Source organism: Magnetospirillum sp. ME-1 (assembly GCF_002105535.1).
Lineage (GTDB): Bacteria > Pseudomonadota > Alphaproteobacteria > Rhodospirillales > Magnetospirillaceae > Phaeospirillum.
The window spans coordinates 3,687,072-3,708,920 of the sequence record NZ_CP015848.1; the positions used below are offsets into that span (position 1 = coordinate 3,687,072).

Here is a 21,849-nt window from a genome sequence, read left to right on the forward strand (position 1 = left end):
GCGGCCGGACTTCTCGTCCCGCGCGACATGCCCTATGGTAGGGCGACGGTGGGCGTTCCGGGGGCCAGGCAATGCGGGGGAAGGGCGGAGGGCAGGGGCTTTCCCAGAGGGTCTGGCAGACCGGCCTGCTGTTCGTCGCCTTCGTGCTGTCCTTCGCCGTCTACGTCTATTGGGAAAAGCAGATCGACCGCGCCAACGAGCAGCGTCAGCTGTCCTTTCGCCTGGCCGACCAGCTGCGCCAGTCCTCCGACGATCTGACCCGGATGGTGCGGAGCTATGTCGCCACCGGCGACGAGGCGTTCAAGCACTCGTTCCAGGATATTCTCGACATCCGCGACGGACTGAAGCGGCGGCCGGAAAACTACGACAATTTCTACTGGCACCTGGAGCCGGGCCTGCCCGGCTTCACCCGTCCCGAGGAGGGGAAGGGGGTTGCGCTTCTGGACCTCATGCGCCGGGCAGGCTTCACCGACGAGGAGTTCCAGCGCCTGAGCGCCGCCAAGTCCCGCTCCGACGCCCTGACCGCACGGGAATTCGAGGCCATGCGGCTGGTGGAAGCCGAGCCGGAGGCCCGCCTGCGGGCCGTGCGGATGCTCCATGACCAGGACTATCACCGGGCCAAGGACGCGATCATGGCTCCCATCCGGGAGTTCAATGATCTGGTGGAGCGGCGGACGCTGGCCGCGGTTCAGCGCGCCGAGACCATCGCCTTCGTCCTGCGTCTGGTGTTCATGGCCTTCACCGTGGCGGTGGGGGCCCTGCTGTGGCTCACCTACGCCGAGGCCCGCGCCATCCTGGGCGGTTCGGTGCCCGAGGTCCATGAGAGGATCACCCGGATCGGCCAGGGCGATTTCACGGTCCCGGACGGCCGCGCCCCTGGCGATGGCGGCAGCGTGCTGGCCGGGCTGGACCGCATGGCGGTGAAGCTCGGCGCCCTGGAGGCCGAACGCGCCCGAACCACGGCGGAACTGGAGGACAAGAACAAGGCGCTGGAGCGATCGAACGCCGATCTGGAGCAGTTCGCCTATGTGGCGTCCCACGACCTGCAGACGCCCTTGCGCAACATCGTCAGCTATACCCAGCTGATGGAGCGCCGCTACAAGGGGCGGCTGGATGCCGACGCCGACGATTTCATCGCCTTCATCGTCGCCAACACCAAGAAGATGAACCAGCTGATTCTCGATCTGCTGGATTACTCGCGGGCGTCGCGCCAGACCGTCGTCCTGGAGCGCTGTTCGGCCGCCGAGGCCATGGCCCAGGCGCTGGACAACCTGCGCCAGGACATGGACATGGCCGATGTCGAGGTCCGAGTCGGCTCTCTGCCCGAGGTGATCACGCTGCAATCCCACCTCGTCAGCCTGTTCCAGAACCTGGTGGGCAACGGCATCAAGTACCGTTCCACCGAACGCGCGCCACGGATCTCGGTCGCCGCCGAGCCCATGGCCGACGGCTTCTGGCACTTTGCCGTCGCCGATAACGGCATCGGCATCGAGTCCCAATACCACGACAAGGTGTTCGAGCTGTTTCAGCGCCTCGATCCCACGGCCGTGACCGAGGGAACCGGGATCGGATTGACGCTGTGCCGGCGCATCGTCGAGCGGTCCGGCGGCAAGATCTGGCTGGACTCGGAGCCGGGGCGCGGCACCACCATCCATTTCACCCTGCAGGGCGCCTGACTACATGGGGGCGCCGCCCTCGGCGCGCGCCTGCGCCTTGGCCAGTTCGGCGCCCAGCGCCTCGTCCCGCTCTCCCTCCCAGCGATCCAGGGTGACCAGATCGGCCAGGGGCAGCCGTTTGCGCCAGCCTTTGGACTCCAGCTCGGGCTGGGCGAAGAAGTGGCTGACGCGCCCCAGGCAGAGATAGGCCACCGGCACCACGCGCTCAGGCAGGCCCAGGATGTCCTTCAGCGCCGGTTCCGAGATGATGGAGACCCAGCCCAGGCCCAACCCCTCGGCGCGGGCCGCCAGCCACAGGTTCTCCACGGCGCAGACGGTGGAGTAGAGGTCCATGGTGGGAATGTGGGTGCGGCCCAGCACCACCGGGCCCACCCGGTCGCGGTCGCAGGTGACGCAGATGTTGATGGGCGATTCCAGGATGCCTTCCAGCTTGAGCGAGCGGTAGGTGGCCCGCGCCTCGCCCTCGAACATCTCGGCCGCTTCGTCGTTGGCCTTGGCGAAGGCTTGCCGGATGCGGCCCCTGACCTCGGGCGAGCGCACCAGGATGAAGCTCCAGGGCTGCATGAAGCCCACCGAGGGCGCGTAATGGGCGGCGGTCAGTACCCGGGCCAGCACCTCGTCGGGGATGGGATCGGGCAGGAACTGGCCGCGCACGTCGCGCCGCGACAGCAGGACCCGGTAGAGACCCTGGCGGTCGGCTTCGGTCAGTGTGTCGTCGCCCTGGATGGCGGCGGCCCGATCTGTCATTCTGCGCTTCCTTTTTTCGCCCCCGTCGGGGGTCACTGTAGCGTCACTATCCTTCCATGACCAAGGATTGCGATCTCTGGGTATTCGGCTACGGCTCGCTGATGTGGCGGCCGGGCTTCGAATCGGATGAAACCTGCCGGGCCCGCCTCGATGGCTGGCACCGGGATTTCTGCGTCTATTCCCGCCATTGGCGCGGCACGCCGGAACGGCCCGGTCTGGTGCTGGGCCTGGACGAGGGCGGCTCGTGCCGGGGCCTGGCCTTCCGGGTGGACAGAGCGCGGGCGGCGGATGTGATCGATTACCTCAACGAACGCGAACTGGTCGGATACGCCTATGTGGCACGCTATCTGCCGGTCCTCTGTGACGATGGTCGCGTGGTCGAGGCCTATACCTTCGTCGCCGATACCGCCCATCATCATTATGCCGGGCAATTGCCGCTGGAACAGGCGGCGGCCATCATCATGGACGCCGAGGGCCAGGGTGGGCTGAACCGCGACTATCTGATCAACACCATCCGTCAGTTGGAAAGCGACGGCTTCGCCGAGGCCGAGCTCCACGCCTTGCTGGTCGAGGTGGAACGCCAGACCGGCATCATCGAAGCCGGCGCGGGTATTTGATACGGAAGCCGAATGATTCATTCGGTTTCAAAAGCCCTCGCCGGGCGGGCGCATCCGCGCCCGCAATGGGCGCAGGATGCCAAGTCCGAATTGATCATTCGGACTTGGTATGAGGCGGATCAGCGGCAGTAGCGCCGGTCTTCCGACTGCACCATGTCGCCCAGGTCGAGATTGATGCGGAAGGCGCGGCAGGGCCGGTCGTCGCGGGGAAGCTGGCGCACGCTGCCGCCCAGATTGCCGTGACGCCATTGCACCGGCCGGTCGGGATTGTCCCAGGCCACCTCGATGGCGTTTTTCACCGCCCATTCGGCCCTGACCGGGATGAAGTCGGGAAAGGAGAAGGCGGCCCGCCGGTCCTGAACGTTTCTTTCCTGGCCCCTGGGCAGGCTGGGGCCCGATCCGACCCGGTCGGAGATCAGGGCGAGAACCACGGTGGCGGCCAGGGCGGCGGCAATGGCCGCGCCGCCGCGCCGCACCAGGCGGTTCCGCCTTTGGCCGACCGGCTGTGCCAGGGCCGAAAGGGCCGCCACCAGTTCGCGGCGCAGGTCGTCGGCCATTTCCGGCGCGGCGGGGCTGTCCCCCATGGCCCGTCCCACCCACTCGCCCAGGCGGCCGAGATCGGCGTTGATCAGCACCCGGCGCTCGGCCGAGGCCAGGTCGATGCCCGGCGTGTGGGCGGGCGGCGTGTCGGGCAGGACGTGCAGCAACCCGCGCCCGAACTGGCCGGGCTGGCGACGATGGCCCGACGGCAGCATGGTCAGCAGGCGGCGTTCGAGAATTTCGGCGGCGCGGGCCAGGGCGTCGGCACGGAATTCACCGATGAAATAGCCGTCGCCGCCGCGATGGGTCCAGGCCACGCCCTCTCCCGGCGGGGCCAGGACGTCCAGAATCCCCGCCGTGACGGCCATGTGAACAAGCCCCTGGGGACCAAGCACCACGAGATCGGGGCACGGCTGGCCGGCGTGGGAGGCGCAGGTGAACACCGTGTGATCGTCCGGCAGCTGGTCGCGCAACGCCGTCCAGACCCGCTGCCAGGCGTCCTGGCGGCGTCCGCTGAATGGGGCATCGACTCCTGGAACCATGATGGCCATGGCGGCACGCGTCTCCACTGGTGCGGGCGGAGAATGCATAAACAATCATCGGAGGAAAAGATGTTATTTTGCAACCCCTGAAGGGCGGCTCCATGGTTACGCCATGGGACGTTCAAGCTGCAGGATGAAGCGGCAAAGCGCGTCATGGGCTTTCTCGCCCCATATGGCCTTGATTTCCGCGGGGTCGGCGTGGGCGCGGGCCCCCAGATCGGCGAACAGGGCGCGCATCAGGGCGGCGAAGGCGCTCTCGCCCAGCCGCCAGTGCTCGTCGCGGGCACCGGCCTTGGCCGGGCCGAGGCGGGTGTTGACCAGATCCATGAACCAGGCGCGGCGCTTCTTGAAATCGGCGAAGGATTGGGCCACCACCATCAGCACGTCGTCGATCAGCCGGATCGCGTCGGGATCGGCATGGACGGCCCGCCAGTCGTGCTGTCCCGTGGCGGTGGCGTGGCGTTCCACCAGCGCCGCCGAGCGGCGGCGGCATTCCTCGAACAGGGTGGGGCCGATGATCTTGTCCATGGCCATGTGAAAGCCGGGGATCATCCGGCGCGACAGGATGCCTTCGCCGCCCTCGTCGCCGCTTCGGGGCGGGAACAGATGGGCGAAGCGGCGCATCAGGATGCGTTCGAACGGCTGGTCGCGCTCGCCTTCCCAGCGCAGGGCCTCGCGCTCGCGGGTGCAGTCGTCCCAGGCCCGCTGGTAGAAGGCCTTGAACCGGGATTGCTCGGACTCGATGAAATGCTGGGCCACGGCGCGGATCTGGAGCGCGGTCAGGCTGCCGCCCGCCTTGGCCGCCTCCACCTCGAGCCGCGTGGCGAAGTGGCCGATCATGGTCGAGCCCACACTCCGGCAGCATTGCGGGCCGGCGGCGGCGGGCGGGGGCGGGGGCGTCGGCGGCGTGCGGGTGACCATGGATGAACCATAGCGCGGCGGCCTCCGACAGTGAACCCGCTCTCGCACTTCGGCCGCCAAGGTGGTCAAATGGCGGCTCGATGTCGGGAGCGCCGTGCCATGTTCGAGATGCTCAAATCCATGACCAGCGTGACCAACGTCTTCGAGGCCGACTATTACCGGACGGCGCCGCCCGACTGGCTGGCGGTGTCCACCGACGTCCAGGGGTCGACCGAGGCGGTGGAGAAGGGGCGGCAGAAGACGGTGAACTTCGTCGGTGCCTCGGCCATCGCGGCGCTGCGCAATCTCTGCGCCCCCGCCGACCTGCCGTTCCAGTTCGGCGGCGACGGCGCCATGGCCCTGGTGCCGCCCAATCATGCCGGCAAGGCCTTGGTTGAGCTGGCCCGCGCCCGCGGCTTCGCGATGCGCGAATTCGGCCTGTCGCTCCGGGTGGGGGCGGCGCCGGTGGCGGCCATCACCCGGGCGGGCGGCACGGTGCTGGTGGGGCGCTACGAGCCCTCGCCCGGCAATCCCTTCGGCATGTTCGCCGGCGGCGGCATGGACATGCTGGAACTGGCGGTCAAGGAGCGCGGCGACCCCGATCTCGCCCGTCTGTGCCGGGTTCCCGATGAGCTGGACGACGGCGAGCCCCCGGACCTCACCGGCCTGTCCTGCCGCTGGGAGCCCCTGGTCTCGCAGCGCGGCGCGGTGATCGCCCTGCTGGTGGTGGGCGACAAGGACCATTGCCGCCTGTACCGCGATCTGTGCCGTCTGTCCGACAGCGTCGAGAGCGGTCTGCGGGTCGCCTCGCCGGAAAACCTCAATCCCGGCTGGCCGGGCGAGGGAACCATGATCGAGGCCCGCCTGGGCCGAGGCCGGGGCGGCGTGTGGCGCCGCTGGCTGGAGGTGGCGGGCCAGACCTTGCTGGTCAAGCTGATGTATGTGTTCGGCGTTTCGCTGGGCGGTTTCGACCCGGTGCGCTACCGCGAGGAGGCCGCCACCAACACCGCCTTCGTCAAGCATGACGACACCCTGGCGGTGGTGTTCGACTGCCCGTCGGACAGGGTCGCGGATCTGCGGTCCTATCTGGAGGAGCGCGAGGCGGCGGGGGACCTGCGCTTCGGCTTCCATGTTTCCGATCGGGCGCTGATGACCTGCCTGGTGGGCAACGCCGCCGAGGGGCGCCACGTCCACTTCATGGACGGCGGCGACGGCGGCTACACCGTGGCGGCGAAACGGTTGAAGGCGGCGGCAGCGGTGCGTTGACAGGGCCGAATCCGCTCCCTAGTGTGCCTAGATATTGTTCACCTGGGCCGCATCGCCTCATGTCCGATACCTTGTCCATTGCCCTTGCCCAGATCAATCCCGTGGTCGGCGACATCGCCGGCAATCTGGACCTGATCCGCGCCGCCCGCGCCAAGGGCGCCGAACTGGGGGCCGATCTGGTCGTGTTCGGCGAGTTGACCATCTGCGGCTATCCGCCCGAGGATCTGGTGCTGAAGGGCGCCTTTCTCGATGCCTGCGAGGCGGCGGTGAACGCGCTGGCCGCCGAGACCGCCACCGGCCCGGCCGTGCTGATCGGCGCGCCCTGGCGGGTCAAGGACAAGCTTCATAACGCCGCCCTGCTGCTCGACCACGGGCGCATCGCCGCCACCCGGCTGAAGCACCACCTGCCCAATTACGGGGTGTTCGACGAGATCCGGGTGTTCCAGCCCGGCCCGGCTCCCGGCCCGGTATCGTTCCGGGGCGTGCGCCTGGGCATCATGATCTGCGAGGACATGTGGTATCAGGACGTGGCGGAAACCCTGGGCGAGAGCGGCGCCGAAATCCTGGTGGTGCCCAACGGCTCGCCCTTCGAGATGGACAAGCCCACCAAACGCCTGGATCACGCGCGCGGACGGGTGGAGGAAACCGGCCTGCCCCTGGTCTACGTCAATCAGGTGGGCGGCCAGGACGAACTGGTGTTCGACGGCGCCTCCTTCGTCTTGAACGGCGACGGCAAGGCCGCCGCCTCCCTGGCCCCCTGGCAGAGCGAGGTGGCGCTCACCAATTGGACGCGCGAGCCCAGCGGCTGGCGCTGCGAAGGCCCCAAGGCCCCGCCCGCCTCGCGCCTGGAGGGCGTCTATCAGGCGCTGGTCACCGGCCTGCGCGATTACGTGGGCAAGAATCGCTTTCCCGGCGTGGTGCTGGGCCTGTCGGGCGGCATCGACAGCGCCATCTGCGCGGCCATCGCCGCCGACGCGCTGGGCCCCGACAAGGTGTGGTGCGTGATGATGCCCTCGCCCTATACCTCGGCCGAAAGCCTGGAGGATGCCGCCGAATGCGCCCGTCTGCTGGGCGTGCGCCTGGATACCGTCACTATCGGCCCGGCCATGGCCGCCTTCGACCAGATGCTGGCGCCGCTGTTCGTGGGCAAGGGCTCCGACATCACGGAAGAGAACCTGCAGTCGCGCTCGCGCGGCCTCACCCTGATGGGCATTTCCAACAAGTTCGGCCCCATGGTGCTGTCCACCGGCAACAAGAGCGAGATGTCTTGCGGCTACGCCACCCTTTACGGCGACATGTGCGGCGGCTACGCGGTGTTGAAGGACGTCTACAAGACCACGGTGTTCGCGCTGTCGTCCTGGCGCAACCTTCACCGCCCGCCGGGCTGCCTGGGACCGCAAGGCCGCGTCATGCCCGACCGGGTGATCACCAAGCCGCCCTCGGCCGAGCTCAAGCCCGACCAGAAGGACCAGGACACCCTGCCGCCCTATGACGAGCTGGATGCCATGCTGGAAGCCATGATCGAGGAGGAGAAGAGCGTCGCCGAGATCACCGCCGCCGGCTTCGACGAGGCGGTGGTCAAGCGGGTCTGGCGCATGCTCGACCGCGCCGAGTACAAGCGCCGCCAGGCGCCCCCCGGCGTCAAGATCTCGTCGCGCTCGTTCGGTCGTGACCGCCGCTATCCCATCACCAACGCCTTCACGTCGCTGATATGAGTTTCCTTCCTGTCATCCCGAGCGCAGTCGAGGGATCTCCGTCTGTCGTTTTGGTGCCGGCTCTGAAAAGCCTGACCAGGATGAGATCCCTCCTCCCGATGGTCGTCGGGATGACAGCCGAGAGAGTGGCCCGATGACTGTGATCGTCCGTTTCGCGCCCAGCCCCACGGGGTTGCTGCATGTGGGCAATGCCCGCGTCGCCCTGCTCAACCTGCTGTGCGCGCGCGCCGGCGGCGGCCGGTTCATCCTGCGGCTCGACGATACCGATCTGGAGCGCTCCAGGCCCGAATTCGCCGAGGCCATTCAGGACGATCTCAAGTGGCTGGGCCTGGACTGGGACCTTTTGGCCCGCCAGTCGGCAAGGCTGGGCGCTTACGCCGCCGCCGCCGAGCGGCTCAAGGCCGCCGGGCGGCTTTACGCCTGCTACGAGACGCCGGACGAGCTGGAATTGCGGCGCAAGGTGCAACTGGGCCGCGGCCTGCCCCCCGTCTACGACCGCGCCGCGCTGAAACTCACCCCCGACGAGGTCGCCCGCTTCGAGGCGGAAGGGCGCAAGCCCCACTGGCGCTTCAAGCTGGAGCACGAGGAGGTGCGCTGGGACGATTGCGTGCGCGGCCCCAGCCATTACCACGGCGCCAATTTGTCCGACCCGGTGCTGATCCGGGGCGACGGTTCCTTCCTCTACACCCTGCCCAGCGTGGTGGACGACATCGAGTTCGGCATCACCCACGTGATCCGGGGCGAGGACCACGTCACCAACACCGCGCCGCAGATCCAGCTGTTCCAGGCCCTGGGGGCAAAGCCGCCCGCCTTCGCCCATCTGCCGCTGCTGACGGGAGCGAGCGGCGAGGGGCTGTCCAAGCGGCTGGGGTCGGGTTCGCTCAAGGATCTGCGCGCCACCGGCATCCATCCCATGGCGCTCAATTCCCTGCTGGCCAAGCTGGGCACCTCGGATGCCATCGAGATCCGCCATTCCCTGGCCGATCTGGCCGCCGAGTTCGCCTGGAACAAGTTCGGACGCGGTACGCCCAAATTCGATTCCGCCGAGCTGGAGCGCCTGGACGCGCGCCTGATGCACACCGCATCCTTCGCCGAGGTGCGGGACAAGCTGGGAATCGATGGCGCCGACGAGGAATTCTGGCTGGCGGTGCGGCCCAACCTCAACCATCTGGCCGACGCGGCCGAGTGGTGGGCCATCTGCCGCCAGGCCCTGGCCCCGGTGATCGAGGATGCGGATTTCACCAACGCCGCCGCCGGATTGCTGCCGCCCGAGCCCTGGGACCAGTCCACCTGGGGCGCCTGGACGGAAAGCGTGAAGCAGGCCACGGGCCGCAAGGGCAAGGCCCTGTTCCACCCCTTGCGTCTGGCGCTCACCGGGCGCGAGAATGGGCCGGAGCTGAAGACCCTGTTGCCGCTGATCGGGCGCGGGCGCGCCGTTTCCCGCCTGTCGGGGCAGGCGGCTTGATGTTCGTCACGGGCTTGGGCCGTGTTTCACGGCAATATCCATATTCGCCATAGGAGTTTTGTCGGTGCCGCTGGTTCTCTACAACACCCTGACCCGCACCAAGGACGTGTTCGAACCCCTGGTTCCCGGCCATGTGGGCATGTATGTGTGCGGCCCCACCGTCTATGACCGCGCCCATATCGGCAACGCCCGGCCGGTGATCGTCTTCGACGTGCTGTACCGGCTGCTGAAGCAGATGTATCCGTCGGTGCGCTACGTGCGCAACATCACCGACGTGGACGACAAGATCAATGCCAAGGCCAAGGAAACCGGCGAGCCCATCTCGGCCATCACCGAGCGCACCACCGCCATGTTCCACGAGGACATCGGCGCGCTGAACTGCCTGTTGCCAGATGTGGAGCCGCGCGCCACCGCCCATATCGGCCAGATGATCGCCATGATCGAGCGCCTGATGGAAAAGGGCTACGCCTATGCCGCCGAGGGCCACGTGCTGTTCTCGGTGGGCGCCATGGCCGATTACGGCATGCTGTCGCGCCGCTCCGCCGACGAGATGATCGCCGGGGCCCGCGTCGAGGTGGCGCCCTACAAGAAGGACGCCGGCGACTTCGTGCTGTGGAAGCCGTCGTCGGACGACCTGCCGGGCTGGGACTCACCCTGGGGCCGTGGGCGTCCCGGCTGGCACATCGAGTGCTCGGCCATGAGCCTGCAGCATCTGGGCGAGACCTTCGACATCCACGGTGGCGGCCAGGACCTGGTCTTCCCCCACCACGAGAACGAGATCGCGCAGAGCACCTGCGCCAACGGCAAGCCCTTCGCCCGCTTCTGGCTGCACAACGGCTGGCTGATGGTGGAAGGCGAGAAGATGTCCAAGTCGCTGGGCAACTTCTTCACCGTGCGCGACCTGCTGGACCAGGCACCGGGGGAAGCCATCCGCCTGGCCATGCTGACCACCCACTACCACCAGCCCTTCGACTGGACGGCGGAGGGATTGAAGCAGGCCAAGGCCACCCTCGACCGCCTGTACACCGCGCTCAGGGGCGCCGCCGACGTGGATGCCAACGGTTATGAGCAGGACGCGCCGCTGGAAGTGCTGGCGGCGCTGAAAGACGACCTCAATACGCCCCTGGCCATCGCCCACCTGCATGAACTGGCCGGCGCGCTGAACAAGGCCACCGGGCTGGAAGACAGGGCCCGCAAGAAGGGGGCGCTGCTGGCCTCGGGCCACATGCTCGGCCTGCTCTACCAGGACCCCGAGGCGTGGTTCAAAGGATCGGGCGCGGCCGGCGGCCCCTCCGATTCCGAGATCGAGGCGGCCATCATCGCCCGCACCGAGGCCCGCAAGGCGAAGAACTTCGCCGAGGCCGACCGCATCCGCCAGGATCTGGCCGCCAAGGGCGTGGTGCTCGAGGACGGCGCCGGCACCACCACCTGGAAGCGGGCCTGATCCCATGAGCAGAGTGCCGCTCACCGGCTGGAAGTTGGGGTATCACGCCCTGACCTTCGTACTGGTGGTGGGCCTGCTGATGGCGCCGGCGCTGTGGAACGGCTATCCGCTGATCTATTTCGACAGCGAGGATTACGTCGAGATGGCGTTCTCGCTGCAGCCGATCATCTGGCGGATCATGACCTACGGCGTGTTCTGCACCATCGCCAAGGCGTTCGGCACGCTGTGGGCTGTGCCGCTCGCCCACGCCATCCTCACCACCTGGGTGCTGCACGAAGCGGTGATGGGCTTCATCGGCCGCTGGCGCCACATGGTGTTCTTAGGGGTCGGGCTGGCGCTCGCGCTGTTCACCGGCCTGCCCTGGGTGTCGTCCCAGGTGCTGGCCGACGTCTTCGCCGGGGTGGCCATCCTGGGCGTCGCCACGCTGGCCTTCGGCGAGGGGCTGCAGACCTGGCGGCGCTTCTGCCTGATGGTGATCACCGCCATTTCCATCTGCGTCCACATGAGCCACGTGGCGGTGGCCGCCGGGCTACTGCTGGTGCTGGTCGTGGTCTGGCTGGGTTCGCGCTTCATGCTGCGCATGCCGCGCCCGCGCATGTTCTGCCCCGTGGCGGCCATCGTCGGCGGCATCCTGCTGGTGCCGCTGACCCACCAGCTTCTCATGGGCCGGTTCGTCTTCTCGGAATCGGGCCAGGTGCTGCAGCTGGCCCTGTTCATCCAGAACGGCATGGCCAAGAGGTATCTGGACGAGGTCTGCCCCCAGGGGGCCGATCTGGAGATGTGCGAGCACAAGGACGAGCTGCCGCGTACCGCCGACGAGTTCCTGTGGGGGCCGTCGCCGTTCAACGAGATGGGCGGCTGGACCGCCATGCACGACGAGGCCAGCCAGATCGTCTCGGGCGCCATCCGGACCTTTCCCGCCGAGGTTCTCCAGGCGGCATGGGCCAATACCTGGGAACAGCTGAACTCCATCGAAAGCGGCGAGGATCTGGTGCCCATGACGTGGCACTTCGTGCGGACCCAGTTGCGGCGCTATCCCGACGAGTTCAAGCAGTTCCGCTTCGCCCGGCAGCAGCGGCGTCCCCCCATCGACTTCTTCGCCATGAATTCCTTCCAGATTCCCATCAACTGGGGGGCGGAGCTGCTCACTCCGATCCTGCTGGCGGTGGCCTGGAAGCGGCGCGACCGCACCACCACCGGGCTGGCGATCATCGTGGTGGCGGCCATCATCGGCAACGCCATCGTCTGCGGCGCGCTGTCCAATCCCCATGACCGCTACCAGAACCGGGTGGTGTGGCTGGCCCTGTTCACGGCCATCATCGGCGCGGTCCGCCTGGACCAGCGCTTCGCCGGCCAGCGCCGGATCGCCATCCGCATGGAGAACGAGGCGCTGGCGGTCGAGGCGGCCCGGGGCAAGAATGTGTCATCCTGAGCGGAGCGAAGGATCTTTCAGCCCGAAACGTCTGTCCTCTGGCCTGAAAGACCCTTCGGCTTCACCTCAGGGTGACAATCAGGCCAGCTCCAGCACCATCTCGACCACGTCGGGATCTTCCGCCGCCTGTTTCAGGAACCCGGCCTTGGCGGCCAGGCGGATCATGGCGTCGTTCTCGATCATGATCTGGGCATAGATGGCCTTGGTGCCCCGGCCACGCTGATAGCGGACGATCTTGTCCATCAGCATGGAGCCCAGGCCGGTGCCCTTCATGTCCGAGCGCACCAGCACCGCCAGCTCGGCGCGGCGGTTGTCGGGATCGGTGACGGTGCGCACCACGCCCAGGGTCTCGGGGATGCCGTCCTTGTTGGTGCGGGTGGCGATGAAGGCCATCTCGCGCTCGTAATCGATCTGGGTGAGTCGCGCCATCTGGTGATGGTGGATCTGGCGCACCTGGCCGAAGAAGCGCAGGCGCAGGTCCTGGGGCGTCATGCGGCCCATCATCTCGGAATGGGCGACGGTGTCCTCGGGCCGGATGGGGCGAAGCGTGACGGACGACCCGTCGTGCAGGCGGGCCGTCTCCTCCAGCTCGGCCGGATAGGGCAGGATGGAGAAGTGCCGAAGGTCGGTGTCCTCCCAGGGGGCCACCCGGATGCGGGCGTCCACCGCCAGGGCGCCGTTCTCGTCGGCGAACAGCGGGTTGATGTCGCAGGCGACGATCTCGGGATTGTCGGCCAGCATGCGCGACACCCGCACCAGCACCTCGGCCACCGCGTCGAGATCGACGGCGGGGCGGCGCCCGTGGGCCTGGAGCAGCCGCGACACCCTGGTCCGGCCGATCATGCCGCGGGCGAGCGGCAGGTTGACGGGGGGCAGGCCGACGGTGTGGTCGCGGACCACCTCCACCGCCCGGCCGCCCTCGCCGAACACCAGGACGGGGCCGAACAGCGGGTCGCAGGCCACGCCGACGATCAGCTGGCGGGCGTTGGGGCGAAACGCCATGCGCTGGATGGTGAAGCCGTCGACGCGGATTTCGGGGCGGGTTTCCGCCACGCGGCGCATGATGCCCTCGGCCGCCGAGCGCACGGCCGCCGCGTCTTCCAGGTTCAATGCCACGCCGCCCACGTCCCACTTGCGGGCCACGTCGGGGGACGCGATGGTCAGCGCCACGGGATAGCCCACCTGATCGGCGGCTTCGACCGCGCCGTCGATGGTGGCGGCCAGGCGGGTGTCCTGGGTGGCGATGCCGTAGGCCGACAGCAGGGCCTTGGCGTCGGGCTCGGTGAGGTTGCCGTCCGCGTCGGCCAGGCCGCGCGCCACGATCAGCCGCGCCGTGCCCTTGGCGGCGGCGAAGCCTTCGATCAGCGATGGCGGCGTTTCCAGCAGCATGTCCTGGTTGCGCTGGTAATTGACCAGATGGCGGAAGGCGCGCACCGCCCGGCCCGGGGTGTCGTAGGTGGGCAGCGCCGCCTCGCCGAACAGCTTGCGGGCGGGCGCCGCCGCCTCCTCGCCGACCCAGGAGGTCAGCACCGCGCCGCCATGGCGCTTCTGGGTGTCGATCACCGCCTGGGCGGCCTCCAGCCCGTCGGCCATGGCGTTGGGGGCGTGGATCACCAGGGTGGCGTCCACCTCCTCGGCCTCGATCAGCACCCGGGCCATGTCGGCGTAGCGTTTGCCGTTGGCGTCGACGCCCAGGTCCACCGGATTGCCCCCCTTCCAGTTGCGGGGCATCAGGGCGGTGAGCTTGCGCAGCGTTTCCTCGGACAGCTGGGCCATCTGGCCGCCGCCGGGGCCGCCCATCTCGGCCAGCGCCATCATGGCGGTGCCGCCGCCGTTGGACAGCACGGCCAGACGCTGGCCCTTCATGGGCTTGGCCCGCGCCAGGGTCTCCACCGCGCCGAACAGCTCGTCGATGTCGTGCACGCGCAGCGCGCCGGCCCGGCGGATGGCGGCGTCGAAGGAATCCTCGGGGCGGGCCAGGGATTCGGCCAGGAACGGCCCGATGGGGTGGTCGTCGGCCTCCGGCACGGCGCGGACCAGCAGCACCGGCTTGTTGCGGGCGGCGGCGCGGGCGGCGGGGATGAAGTTGCGCCGGGCGCCGATGGATTCGATGTAAAGCAGGATGGCCCGCGTCTGGTCGTCGTTGGCCAGATAATCCATGACGTCGGCGAAGTCGATGTCCAGGGCGTCGCCCAGGCTGATGAAGTGGGAGAAGCCGATGCCGCGCGGCCGGGCCCAGTCCAGCACGGCGGTGGACAGCGCGCCGGACTGCGACACGAAGGCCACCTTGCCCGGCAGGGCGGGCACATGGGAGAAGCTGGCGTCCAGGCGGATGCGCGGCACCAGCACCCCCAGCGCGCCGCCGCCCAGGATGCGCAACCCCCAGGGGCGCGCCGCTTGCAGCACCGCATCCTTGTCCACGTCGCCGGCGATGATGATGGCCGCCCGGGTTCCCCGCCGCCCCAGGTCGTCCAGCAGCTTGGGCACCGTCTCGCCCGGGGTGCACAGCACCGCCAGGTCGGGGGTCAGCGGCATGGAGGCCACGTCGCGGTAGGCCAGCACGCCGGCCACCGCCCGGTGGGAGGGGTGGACCGGCATGATCGGGCCCTTGAAGCCCGCCGCCAGCAGATTGCGCATCACCACGGCGCCCGCCGAGCGCGGACGGTCCGAGGCCCCGATCACCGCCACCGAGGTGGGCTCGAACAGGAAGGAAAGGTTGTGAATGCTCATAGCTGACGAGTTTCTGCCGCAGGCGCGAAAAAGCAAGGAAGAAGTGGGGCTTTTAGCCATCTTCCCGGCGGAGCGCGCTTGGTCTATGGTGCGCGGCGCGAAGGGGTTCGCCGTCGATTCGGGATTGTGTCCAGATGTTCAGAATGGCTGTCGCCGCCTTGGTCGTTTCGCTCGCCTGCGCCGCCCCCGTCCTGGCGGCCGACGAGGGGTCCGCACCCACGCCGCTGGTCCAGACGCTGCCGCCCGCCCCCCTGGCTCCGGCCGAGGAGACTCCCGGCTTCCAGGCGGTGCGCCCGCTGCCCGGCGCCGAGGCTCCGGCCCCCGTCGCGGCCCCCGCACCGGCCGCACCGCCGCCGCCCGTCGCCGTGACGGCGCCTCCGCCGCCTCCGCCCGCGCCGCCCGCCATTCCGGCCCAGGCCGAGAACGGCCCGCTTCCCCTGCTGCTCCAGGCGGGGATCGCGGCGCTGATGATCGCCGTCGGCGCCCTGGTGGCCGGGTTGGTGGGCATCATTACCGCCAATGCCGGCCGCCGCCGGGACGAGGCCGTCCGCCGCAAATCCGCCGCCGCCACCCTGGTCATCGAGCTGGAGGCCCGCATCCAGGCCTTCGAGGCGGTGCCGGTGCCGCCCAATGCCGAGGCCGGCGTGTCCTTCGTCTCCGCCGTCGTCGCCCTGGCCGATCTGGATTACGGCTGGCGGGCGGTTCAGGCCTCGCTTTATCTGTTGCCCGAACGCCTGGCAGGGCATCTGGCGGTGCATTACGCCGCCGTCCACCATGTGGCCAAGTTCATCAAGGGCCAGTCCCTGGCCGCCGGCCTGCGCATGCTGCAGGCCAACCGCATCGGCGGCCATCCCTGTCCCGACGCCGGCACCATGCGCGAAGCCCACGTGGAGCTGGCCGCCGCCTTCCGGGGCCTGGACAAGATCGTCATGGGTCTGAAGTCGGTGGGCTGACGGCCAATCCCATTGCCCGTGCGCATGTCGCGCACTATCTTAAGGCCATGCGACAGGTCCTGACCGATATCGAGGCTGGCAAGCTGACCGAGGAATTGCGGCGACGCGGCATTCCCGCGGGGCAGCGTCTGCGCGTGGTGGTCGAGAGCATCGAGGCGGACGAGCCGTCCATCACCGCCATGAATGCGGCGGGGGGCGCCTTCGACTGGCTGGCGGATGAGCCCGACCTTTACAGCGATGCCGATCTGGTCGAGCGTTTCCGGCCATGAGCGGAATCGCTTTCGGAGCTCTGGTGCTTACCGATTTTCCTTTTTACCGATCTGACGGCGACCAAACGCCGTCTGGCCCTGGTCATCTCCGCCGACAATGATCGGCGCACGGACGTGGTCGTGGCCTATATCACCTCCGCCGTTCGAGGTGATCCGGATGCCAAGGTGATGGAGCCGACCGGCGAAAACGGTCTCAAGGTGCCGTCCATGGTTCGCTTCGATAAGGTCGCGACCATCCACAAGGACATCATCGCCGGGCGATTGGGCGAGGCGGATGCGGCGTGGTTGGCCGAGGCACGCCGTATTTTCTTCGGAGTATTCGGATTCGGCAATCCGACGAACTGACCGCTTCCGGTTCGGCGGTTCAGGGATCGTCCGCCTTAAATAAGTAAATCAGTACCGAAATACATAAACCTGTCCCCGCCGGAAGACCTCGCTTCCGGCGGCCAATTGTCTCTGCCCGAACATTGCCCGAAGGAAAGTGATGCGATCCCGATTCAAGTATCGTCACTCTTGTTGTGCGATGCACCAGGATCGGGCTTTGGGCAAAGGGTGTGGAATAAGAATTTTGTGGTTATTTCAGGGATATTGCAGCCGTGCGGCAAGCTGTGACATCCCGCCATCTGATACAAAACTTTTGACACAATGGGCATAGGTGTAATATAACGGAGGAAATCAAAGGGGCGCCGCAACAGGTCCCCGCCATTCATCCGGGAGGGTTTTCTTATGAAGAGCACGCTGGTCGCCGGTCTGACCGCCACCCGCCGCTATGAGGTCGACAAGGGCCGCACCATCGGCTTCATGGGTGACGAGGCGCGGGTCTACAACACTCCGGCGCTGATCTACGACATGGAGGTCACCGCCCGCGACCTGCTGCTGGAGCATTCCGATGCCGGCGAGGATTCGGTCGGCACCCGGGTCGAGGTCGATCATCTGGCTCCCACCCTGCTGGGCCAGTGGGTCGAGATCACCGTGACCGTGGAAGAGGTCAAGGGTCCCGGCGTGACCTTCTCGTTCACCGCCAAGGACTCGCTCGACAATATCGGCAAGGGCGTGCACAAGCGGTTCGTGGTCGGCGTCGAGCAGACCAAGGCCCGTCTGCTGGCCAAGGCCGAAAAGGCGAAGAGCGCATCATGAGCGCCGCCCCGCCCCGTCTTGGGGAACAGGGGGGTGGGGGAAGCAAGGTCGAGAAGGTCCAGACGTACTGCTACCAGTGTGTGGCGGGTCCCGACCTGATGACCGTGAAGGTGGTTGACGGCGTCGCCACCGAGATCGAGCCCAATTTCAAGGCGGCCGATACCCACCCGGCCGAGGGCAAGGTTTGCGTCAAGGCGTTCGGACTGATTCAGAAGTCCTATACGCCGCACCGCATCCTCACTCCCATGAAGCGGACCAACCCCAAGAAGGGGAAGGACCAGGATCCCGGCTTCGTGCCCATCTCGTGGGACGAGGCGATGAGCACCATCGCCGAGAAGCTGAACGCCATCCGCGCCGAAGGCCTGCTGGACGAACACGGCTATCCCAAGGTGGCGGCTTCGTTCGGCGGCGCCGGCACGCCCACCCAGTACATGGGCTCGCTCACCGCCTTCCTGGCCGCCTGGGGTCCCATCGATTTCGGCTTCGGCTCGGGCCAGGGCGTCAAGTGCTATCACTCCGAGCACCTGTACGGTGAATTCTGGCATCGCGGCTATGTGATCACGCCGGACACGCCGCGCGTCAATTACATCATCAATTGCGGCGCCAACCACGAGGCGTCGGGCGGCGTCTGCGGCGTCTACCGCCATTCCGAGGCCCGCGCCCGGGGCGCCAAGCGCATCCAGGTGGAGCCGCACCTGTCGGTGACCGGCGCCTGTTCGGCCGAGTGGCTGCCCATCAAGCCCAAGACCGACGCCGCCTTCCTGATGAGCCTTCTGAACGTGCTGGTCCACGAGGCCGCGCGCGACCGGCTCGACCTGGATTTCCTGAAACACACCACGTCCAGCCCCTATCTGGTCGGCCCCGATGGCTGGTATCTGCGCGATCCCGAGACCAACAAGCCGCTGCTGTGGGACGAGAAGTCGGGCCGTGCCGTGGCCCACGACACCCCTGGCGCGGTTCCCGCCCTGGAAGGCCGCTTCACCGTGTCCCGCGCGGTGACCCTGGGCGCCGACGACGAGCGCTGGGAGCACCGGGACGTGGAGGGCGTCACCGCATTCACCAAGTTCGTCGATCACGTCCGCACCTATACCCCGGCCTGGGCCGCCAAGGTCTGCGACGTGCCGGAAGCGCGCATCCGCAAGATCGCCAACGAATTCCTCGACAACGCCTGCGTCGGCCAGACCATCGAGATCGACGGGGTGGAGATGCCCTACCGCCCGGTGGCGGTGACGCTGGGCAAGACCGTCAACAACGGCTGGGGCGGCGCCGAGTGCTGCTGGGCCCGGACCATGCTGGCCGTGCTGGTGGGCGCGCTCGAGGTGCCCGGCGGCACCATCGGCACCACCATCCGCATCAACCGTCCGGTGATGAACCGTCTGGAAAGCTTCGACGGCTGCCTGGACGGCTTCATGGAATATCCGTTCAACCCCACCGACAAGGACACCTGGGCGGCCAAGCCGATCATCCGCAACGCCTACAAGATGCTGGTGCCGCTGGTGGGCAATTCCTCGTGGAGCCCGGCGCTGGGTCCGACCCAGTTCTCGTACATGTTCCTGGACGAGCCCCAGGACGAGATTCCGCGCGCCACCTTCCCGGAATTCCTGCTGGTCTACCGCACCAACCCGGTGATCTCGTTCTGGGACACCGACCGGGTGGCCGACGTGGTGTCGCGCATGCCCTTCGTGGTGTGCTTCGCCCATACCAGGGACGAGACCAACCACTTCGCCGACATCCTGCTGCCCGACGCCACCGATCTGGAAGGCATGCAGCTGATCCGCATCGGCGGCACCAAGTTCCAGGAGCAGTACTGGAAGACCCAGGGCTTCGCCCTGCGCCAGCCCAGCGTCAAGCCCCAGGGCGAGGCCCGCGACTTCACCGACATCGCCACCGATCTGGCGGTGCGCACCGGGTTGAAGGAAAAGTACGTGGCCGCCATCAACCGCGGCTCCCACGGCGTGCCGCTCAAAGGTGCCAACTGGGATTTCAGCCTTCCCGTCGACAAGGCCCCGACTCTGGAAGAGGTGTGGGACGCGTCCTGCCGCTCGGCCTCGGCCGAACTGACCGGCGGTGCCGAGTCCCAAGGCCTGGACTGGTGGAAGCAGAACGGCTTCCGCACCATTCCGTTCCCCGAGACCAACTGGTTCCTGACGCCTGCGCTCAAGGCCAAGGGCCTGCGCTACGAGCTGCCCTACCAGGAGCGTCTGGCCCGCATCGGCCGCCAACTGGCCAACCGCCTGCGCGAGGCCGGCATCACCTGGTGGGATAACCAACTGACCGAATACCGGCCGCTGATGGAATGGCACAACTTCCCCGGCTACTGGGACCAGAGCGTGGTCGAGTTCGGCAGCAAGGTCGAGGACTTCCCCTTCTGGGTGGTCACGGCGCGCTCCATGCAATACGCCTGGGGCTCCAACATGCATATCCCGCTGATGCGCGAGGTGTCGGGCAACGTCAAGGGCCATGACGGCGTGATGATGAACCCCGAGGCCGCCCGCAAGATCGGTGTGCGTGACGGCGAGCGCATCGTCGTCACCGCGCCGACCGGCAAGAGCGTGTCGGGCCGCGTGGTGCTGACCCAGGGCATCCGCCCCGACACCATCCTGATGATGGCCCAGTTCGACCACTGGGCCACGCCGGTGGCCAAGGATTTCGACGTGCCCAGCATGAACAGGCTCACCGCCATGACCATGCAGCTGACCGACGCCACCGGCTCGGCCGCCGACCTTAGCCGCGTCGCCATCCGAAAAGCGGGTCCCGACGAGCAGGGGAGGCGGGCATGACCAAATGGGCCATCGTCGCCGACCTGGGACGCTGCGTCGGCTGCCAGACCTGCACCACCGCGTGCCGCCACGCCAACGCCACGCCGCCCGGCGTGCAGTACCGCAAGGTGCTGGACATGGAGGTGGGCACCTTCCCCGACGTGCGCCGCGTCTTCGTGCCGGTGGGCTGCATGCATTGCGACGAGCCGCCGTGCCGCGACGTCTGTCCCACCACGGCCACCAAGAAGCGCGCCGACGGCATGGTCACCATCGACTATGACATATGCATCGGCTGCGGCTATTGCATCGTCGCCTGTCCCTACCAGGCCCGCTACAAGGTGTCCAAGCCCACCTTCGCCTTCAAGGACCAGGCCACCCAGAACGAACTGGCGCGCTACGATGAACGCTTGCTTGGCGTCGCGCAGAAGTGCACCTTCTGCGTCGACCGGGTCGATTACGGGCTGGCCAACGGGTTGACCCCCGGGGTGGCGCCGGAAGCGACTCCCGCCTGCGTCAACGCCTGCCTGTCCAAGGCGCTGACGTTCGGCGACACCGATAATCCTGACAGCAACGTCAGCAAGCTGCTGAAGCGGTACAAGTCGTTCCGCATGCACGAGGAACTCGGGACCGGTCCCAACATTCACTATCTGTGGGAGACCGAGGACGAATGAGCGAGGAATTCGAAGACGCCCCGGCCATGCGCCATCAGGGCCTGGCGCCCTGGCTGCAGACCGCCTGGGACATGCGCGCCGCCGGCAATTTCATCGGCGGCGGCTCGGGCACCGGCCTGTTGATCCTCACCTCGCTGGGGTCCTTCGCCGGACTTTACAGCCCGGTGCTGCTGCTGGCCGGTCTGGCCCTGGTCGGCCTCGGCCTGTTTTCCGTCTTCCTCGAGATCGGCCGTCCGCTTCGCGCCATGAACGTCCTGCTGGGCGGCAAGCGCAGTTGGATGACCCGCGAAGCGTTTGTCGCCGCCGTGCTGTTCCCGCTGGGGGGCGCCGCGCTGATCTGGCCGGATCTGGCCAAGCTGGTGTGGATTCCCGCCGCCGCCTATCTCTATTGCCAGGCCCGGATTCTCGAATCCGCCAAGGGCATTCCCACCTGGCGCTCGCCCTTGATCCTGCCGCTGACCGTGGTCACCGGCTTGGTCGAGGGCGCCGGCATCCTGCTGCTGCTGGGGACCCTGTTCCTGGATGCGGGCGCGCCGGAATGGGTGGCCGGCACCCTGGTGGCCACCATCGCGGGGCGCATCTTCGTGTGGATGTTCTACCGCCGCCGCATGGTGGGCGGCGAGGCGCCGGTGGAAGCCGCCGCCATGCTGATCCGCCTGTCCATGCCCTTCACGCTGGGCGGCAACATCATTCCCATCGCCTTCCTGGTGCTGGCCGGCATTCAGCCCGACATCCGCGCCGCCGCCCTGGCCGCCGCCGGTCTGGCCGCCATGGCGGGTGGCTGGGCCATGAAGATCGTCATCGTCACCAAGGCGGCCCACAACCAGGGCTTCGCCATCAACCATTCCCCCGCCCGTGGCGGCGGGGAATCCGGTCCGGGCTTCAAGCCGGGCTGGCGTGAGGTTCCTAAGGACCAGGACAAGAAATAGGCACCGTCCGGCCGGCGGGGAGGCTTCCCTTTTCCGAGCACGCGTGCGGGCAAAGAG

At 67.8% G+C, this 21,849-nt stretch carries 18 protein-coding genes; 14 read left to right on the plus strand and 4 right to left on the minus strand.

Annotation, left to right across the window (positions count from 1 at the left end; all coding sequences use genetic code 11):
* The first annotated feature begins 71 nt into the window (after positions 1–71).
* Positions 72–1,676, plus strand: coding sequence for a sensor histidine kinase (locus WV31_RS17310; protein WP_085374738.1), 1,605 nt, complete (start codon positions 72–74; stop codon positions 1,674–1,676).
* On the opposite strand, the gene bluB is transcribed toward WV31_RS17310, so the two are convergent.
* On the minus strand, positions 1,677–2,423 hold the full coding sequence (gene bluB, locus WV31_RS17315) for a 5,6-dimethylbenzimidazole synthase (RefSeq protein ID WP_085374739.1): 747 nt from the start codon (positions 2,421–2,423) through the stop codon (positions 1,677–1,679).
* A gap of 56 nt (positions 2,424–2,479) precedes the next feature.
* On the opposite strand from bluB, the gene WV31_RS17320 reads away from it, so the two are divergent.
* The gene (locus tag WV31_RS17320; RefSeq protein WP_085374740.1) at positions 2,480–3,040 is read left to right on the plus strand and encodes a gamma-glutamylcyclotransferase; all 561 of its coding nucleotides are present in this window, start codon (positions 2,480–2,482) and stop codon (positions 3,038–3,040) included.
* Positions 3,041–3,159: 119 nt separating this feature from the next.
* On the opposite strand, the gene WV31_RS17325 is transcribed toward WV31_RS17320, so the two are convergent.
* Both WV31_RS17325 and WV31_RS17330 read right to left on the minus strand, forming a co-directional pair.
* Positions 3,160–4,131 (minus strand): hypothetical protein, encoded by a 972-nt coding sequence (locus tag WV31_RS17325; protein ID WP_237051347.1) that lies wholly within the window; start codon positions 4,129–4,131, stop codon positions 3,160–3,162.
* 96 nt (positions 4,132–4,227) lie between these two features.
* Positions 4,228–5,043, minus strand: a complete 816-nt coding sequence (locus WV31_RS17330; RefSeq protein ID WP_085374742.1) for a hypothetical protein — start codon at positions 5,041–5,043, stop codon at positions 4,228–4,230.
* A 99-nt stretch (positions 5,044–5,142) separates the two neighbouring features.
* On the opposite strand from WV31_RS17330, the gene WV31_RS17335 reads away from it, so the two are divergent.
* The 5 genes from WV31_RS17335 to WV31_RS17355 all read left to right on the plus strand — a co-directional run bounded on the left by WV31_RS17335 (position 5,143) and on the right by WV31_RS17355 (position 12,344).
* Positions 5,143–6,288: a DUF3095 domain-containing protein gene (locus WV31_RS17335; protein ID WP_168185978.1), complete on the plus strand. Its 1,146-nt coding sequence runs from the start codon at positions 5,143–5,145 to the stop codon at positions 6,286–6,288.
* A gap of 59 nt (positions 6,289–6,347) precedes the next feature.
* Positions 6,348–8,003, plus strand: coding sequence for an NAD+ synthase (locus WV31_RS17340; RefSeq protein ID WP_085374744.1), 1,656 nt, complete (start codon positions 6,348–6,350; stop codon positions 8,001–8,003).
* A 133-nt stretch (positions 8,004–8,136) separates the two neighbouring features.
* The gene (gene gltX, locus WV31_RS17345) at positions 8,137–9,468 is read left to right on the plus strand and encodes a glutamate--tRNA ligase (RefSeq protein WP_085374745.1); all 1,332 of its coding nucleotides are present in this window, start codon (positions 8,137–8,139) and stop codon (positions 9,466–9,468) included.
* A gap of 64 nt (positions 9,469–9,532) precedes the next feature.
* Entirely contained in the window at positions 9,533–10,912 is a 1,380-nt protein-coding gene (gene cysS, locus WV31_RS17350; protein ID WP_085375637.1) for a cysteine--tRNA ligase, read from the plus strand.
* A 4-nt stretch (positions 10,913–10,916) separates the two neighbouring features.
* Complete coding sequence (locus WV31_RS17355; RefSeq protein WP_085374746.1) at positions 10,917–12,344, plus strand: hypothetical protein; 1,428 nt, start codon at positions 10,917–10,919, stop codon at positions 12,342–12,344.
* 78 nt (positions 12,345–12,422) lie between these two features.
* Here the strand turns inward: WV31_RS17355 and WV31_RS17360 are convergent, their stop codons facing one another.
* Positions 12,423–15,074 (minus strand): bifunctional acetate--CoA ligase family protein/GNAT family N-acetyltransferase, encoded by a 2,652-nt coding sequence (locus tag WV31_RS17360; RefSeq protein WP_085374747.1) that lies wholly within the window; start codon positions 15,072–15,074, stop codon positions 12,423–12,425.
* 143 nt (positions 15,075–15,217) lie between these two features.
* Here WV31_RS17360 and WV31_RS22195 point away from each other — a divergent pair, with 143 nt between their 5' ends.
* The 7 genes from WV31_RS22195 (at position 15,218) to WV31_RS17395 (ending at position 21,792) form a co-directional block, all read left to right on the plus strand.
* On the plus strand, positions 15,218–16,027 hold the full coding sequence (locus tag WV31_RS22195) for a hypothetical protein (RefSeq protein ID WP_168185814.1): 810 nt from the start codon (positions 15,218–15,220) through the stop codon (positions 16,025–16,027).
* Between the two features lie 47 nt (positions 16,028–16,074).
* Positions 16,075–16,296, plus strand: a complete 222-nt coding sequence (locus tag WV31_RS17370; protein ID WP_085374749.1) for a hypothetical protein — start codon at positions 16,075–16,077, stop codon at positions 16,294–16,296.
* A 72-nt stretch (positions 16,297–16,368) separates the two neighbouring features.
* A complete protein-coding gene (locus tag WV31_RS17375; RefSeq protein ID WP_257788799.1) occupies positions 16,369–16,641 on the plus strand; it encodes a type II toxin-antitoxin system PemK/MazF family toxin in 273 nt (90 codons plus the stop codon).
* A 381-nt stretch (positions 16,642–17,022) separates the two neighbouring features.
* Positions 17,023–17,433, plus strand: coding sequence for a thioesterase family protein (locus WV31_RS17380; RefSeq protein ID WP_008613198.1), 411 nt, complete (start codon positions 17,023–17,025; stop codon positions 17,431–17,433).
* Positions 17,430–20,213, plus strand: coding sequence for a molybdopterin-dependent oxidoreductase (locus WV31_RS17385; RefSeq protein ID WP_085374751.1), 2,784 nt, complete (start codon positions 17,430–17,432; stop codon positions 20,211–20,213). Before WV31_RS17380 ends, WV31_RS17385 begins: the two co-directional genes overlap by 4 nt.
* Positions 20,210–20,863, plus strand: coding sequence for a 4Fe-4S dicluster domain-containing protein (locus WV31_RS17390; protein ID WP_085374752.1), 654 nt, complete (start codon positions 20,210–20,212; stop codon positions 20,861–20,863). Before WV31_RS17385 ends, WV31_RS17390 begins: the two co-directional genes overlap by 4 nt.
* Complete coding sequence (locus WV31_RS17395; RefSeq protein ID WP_085374753.1) at positions 20,860–21,792, plus strand: DmsC/YnfH family molybdoenzyme membrane anchor subunit; 933 nt, start codon at positions 20,860–20,862, stop codon at positions 21,790–21,792. The genes WV31_RS17390 and WV31_RS17395 overlap by 4 nt, the downstream gene beginning before the upstream one ends.
* Positions 21,793–21,849 lie beyond the last annotated feature (57 nt).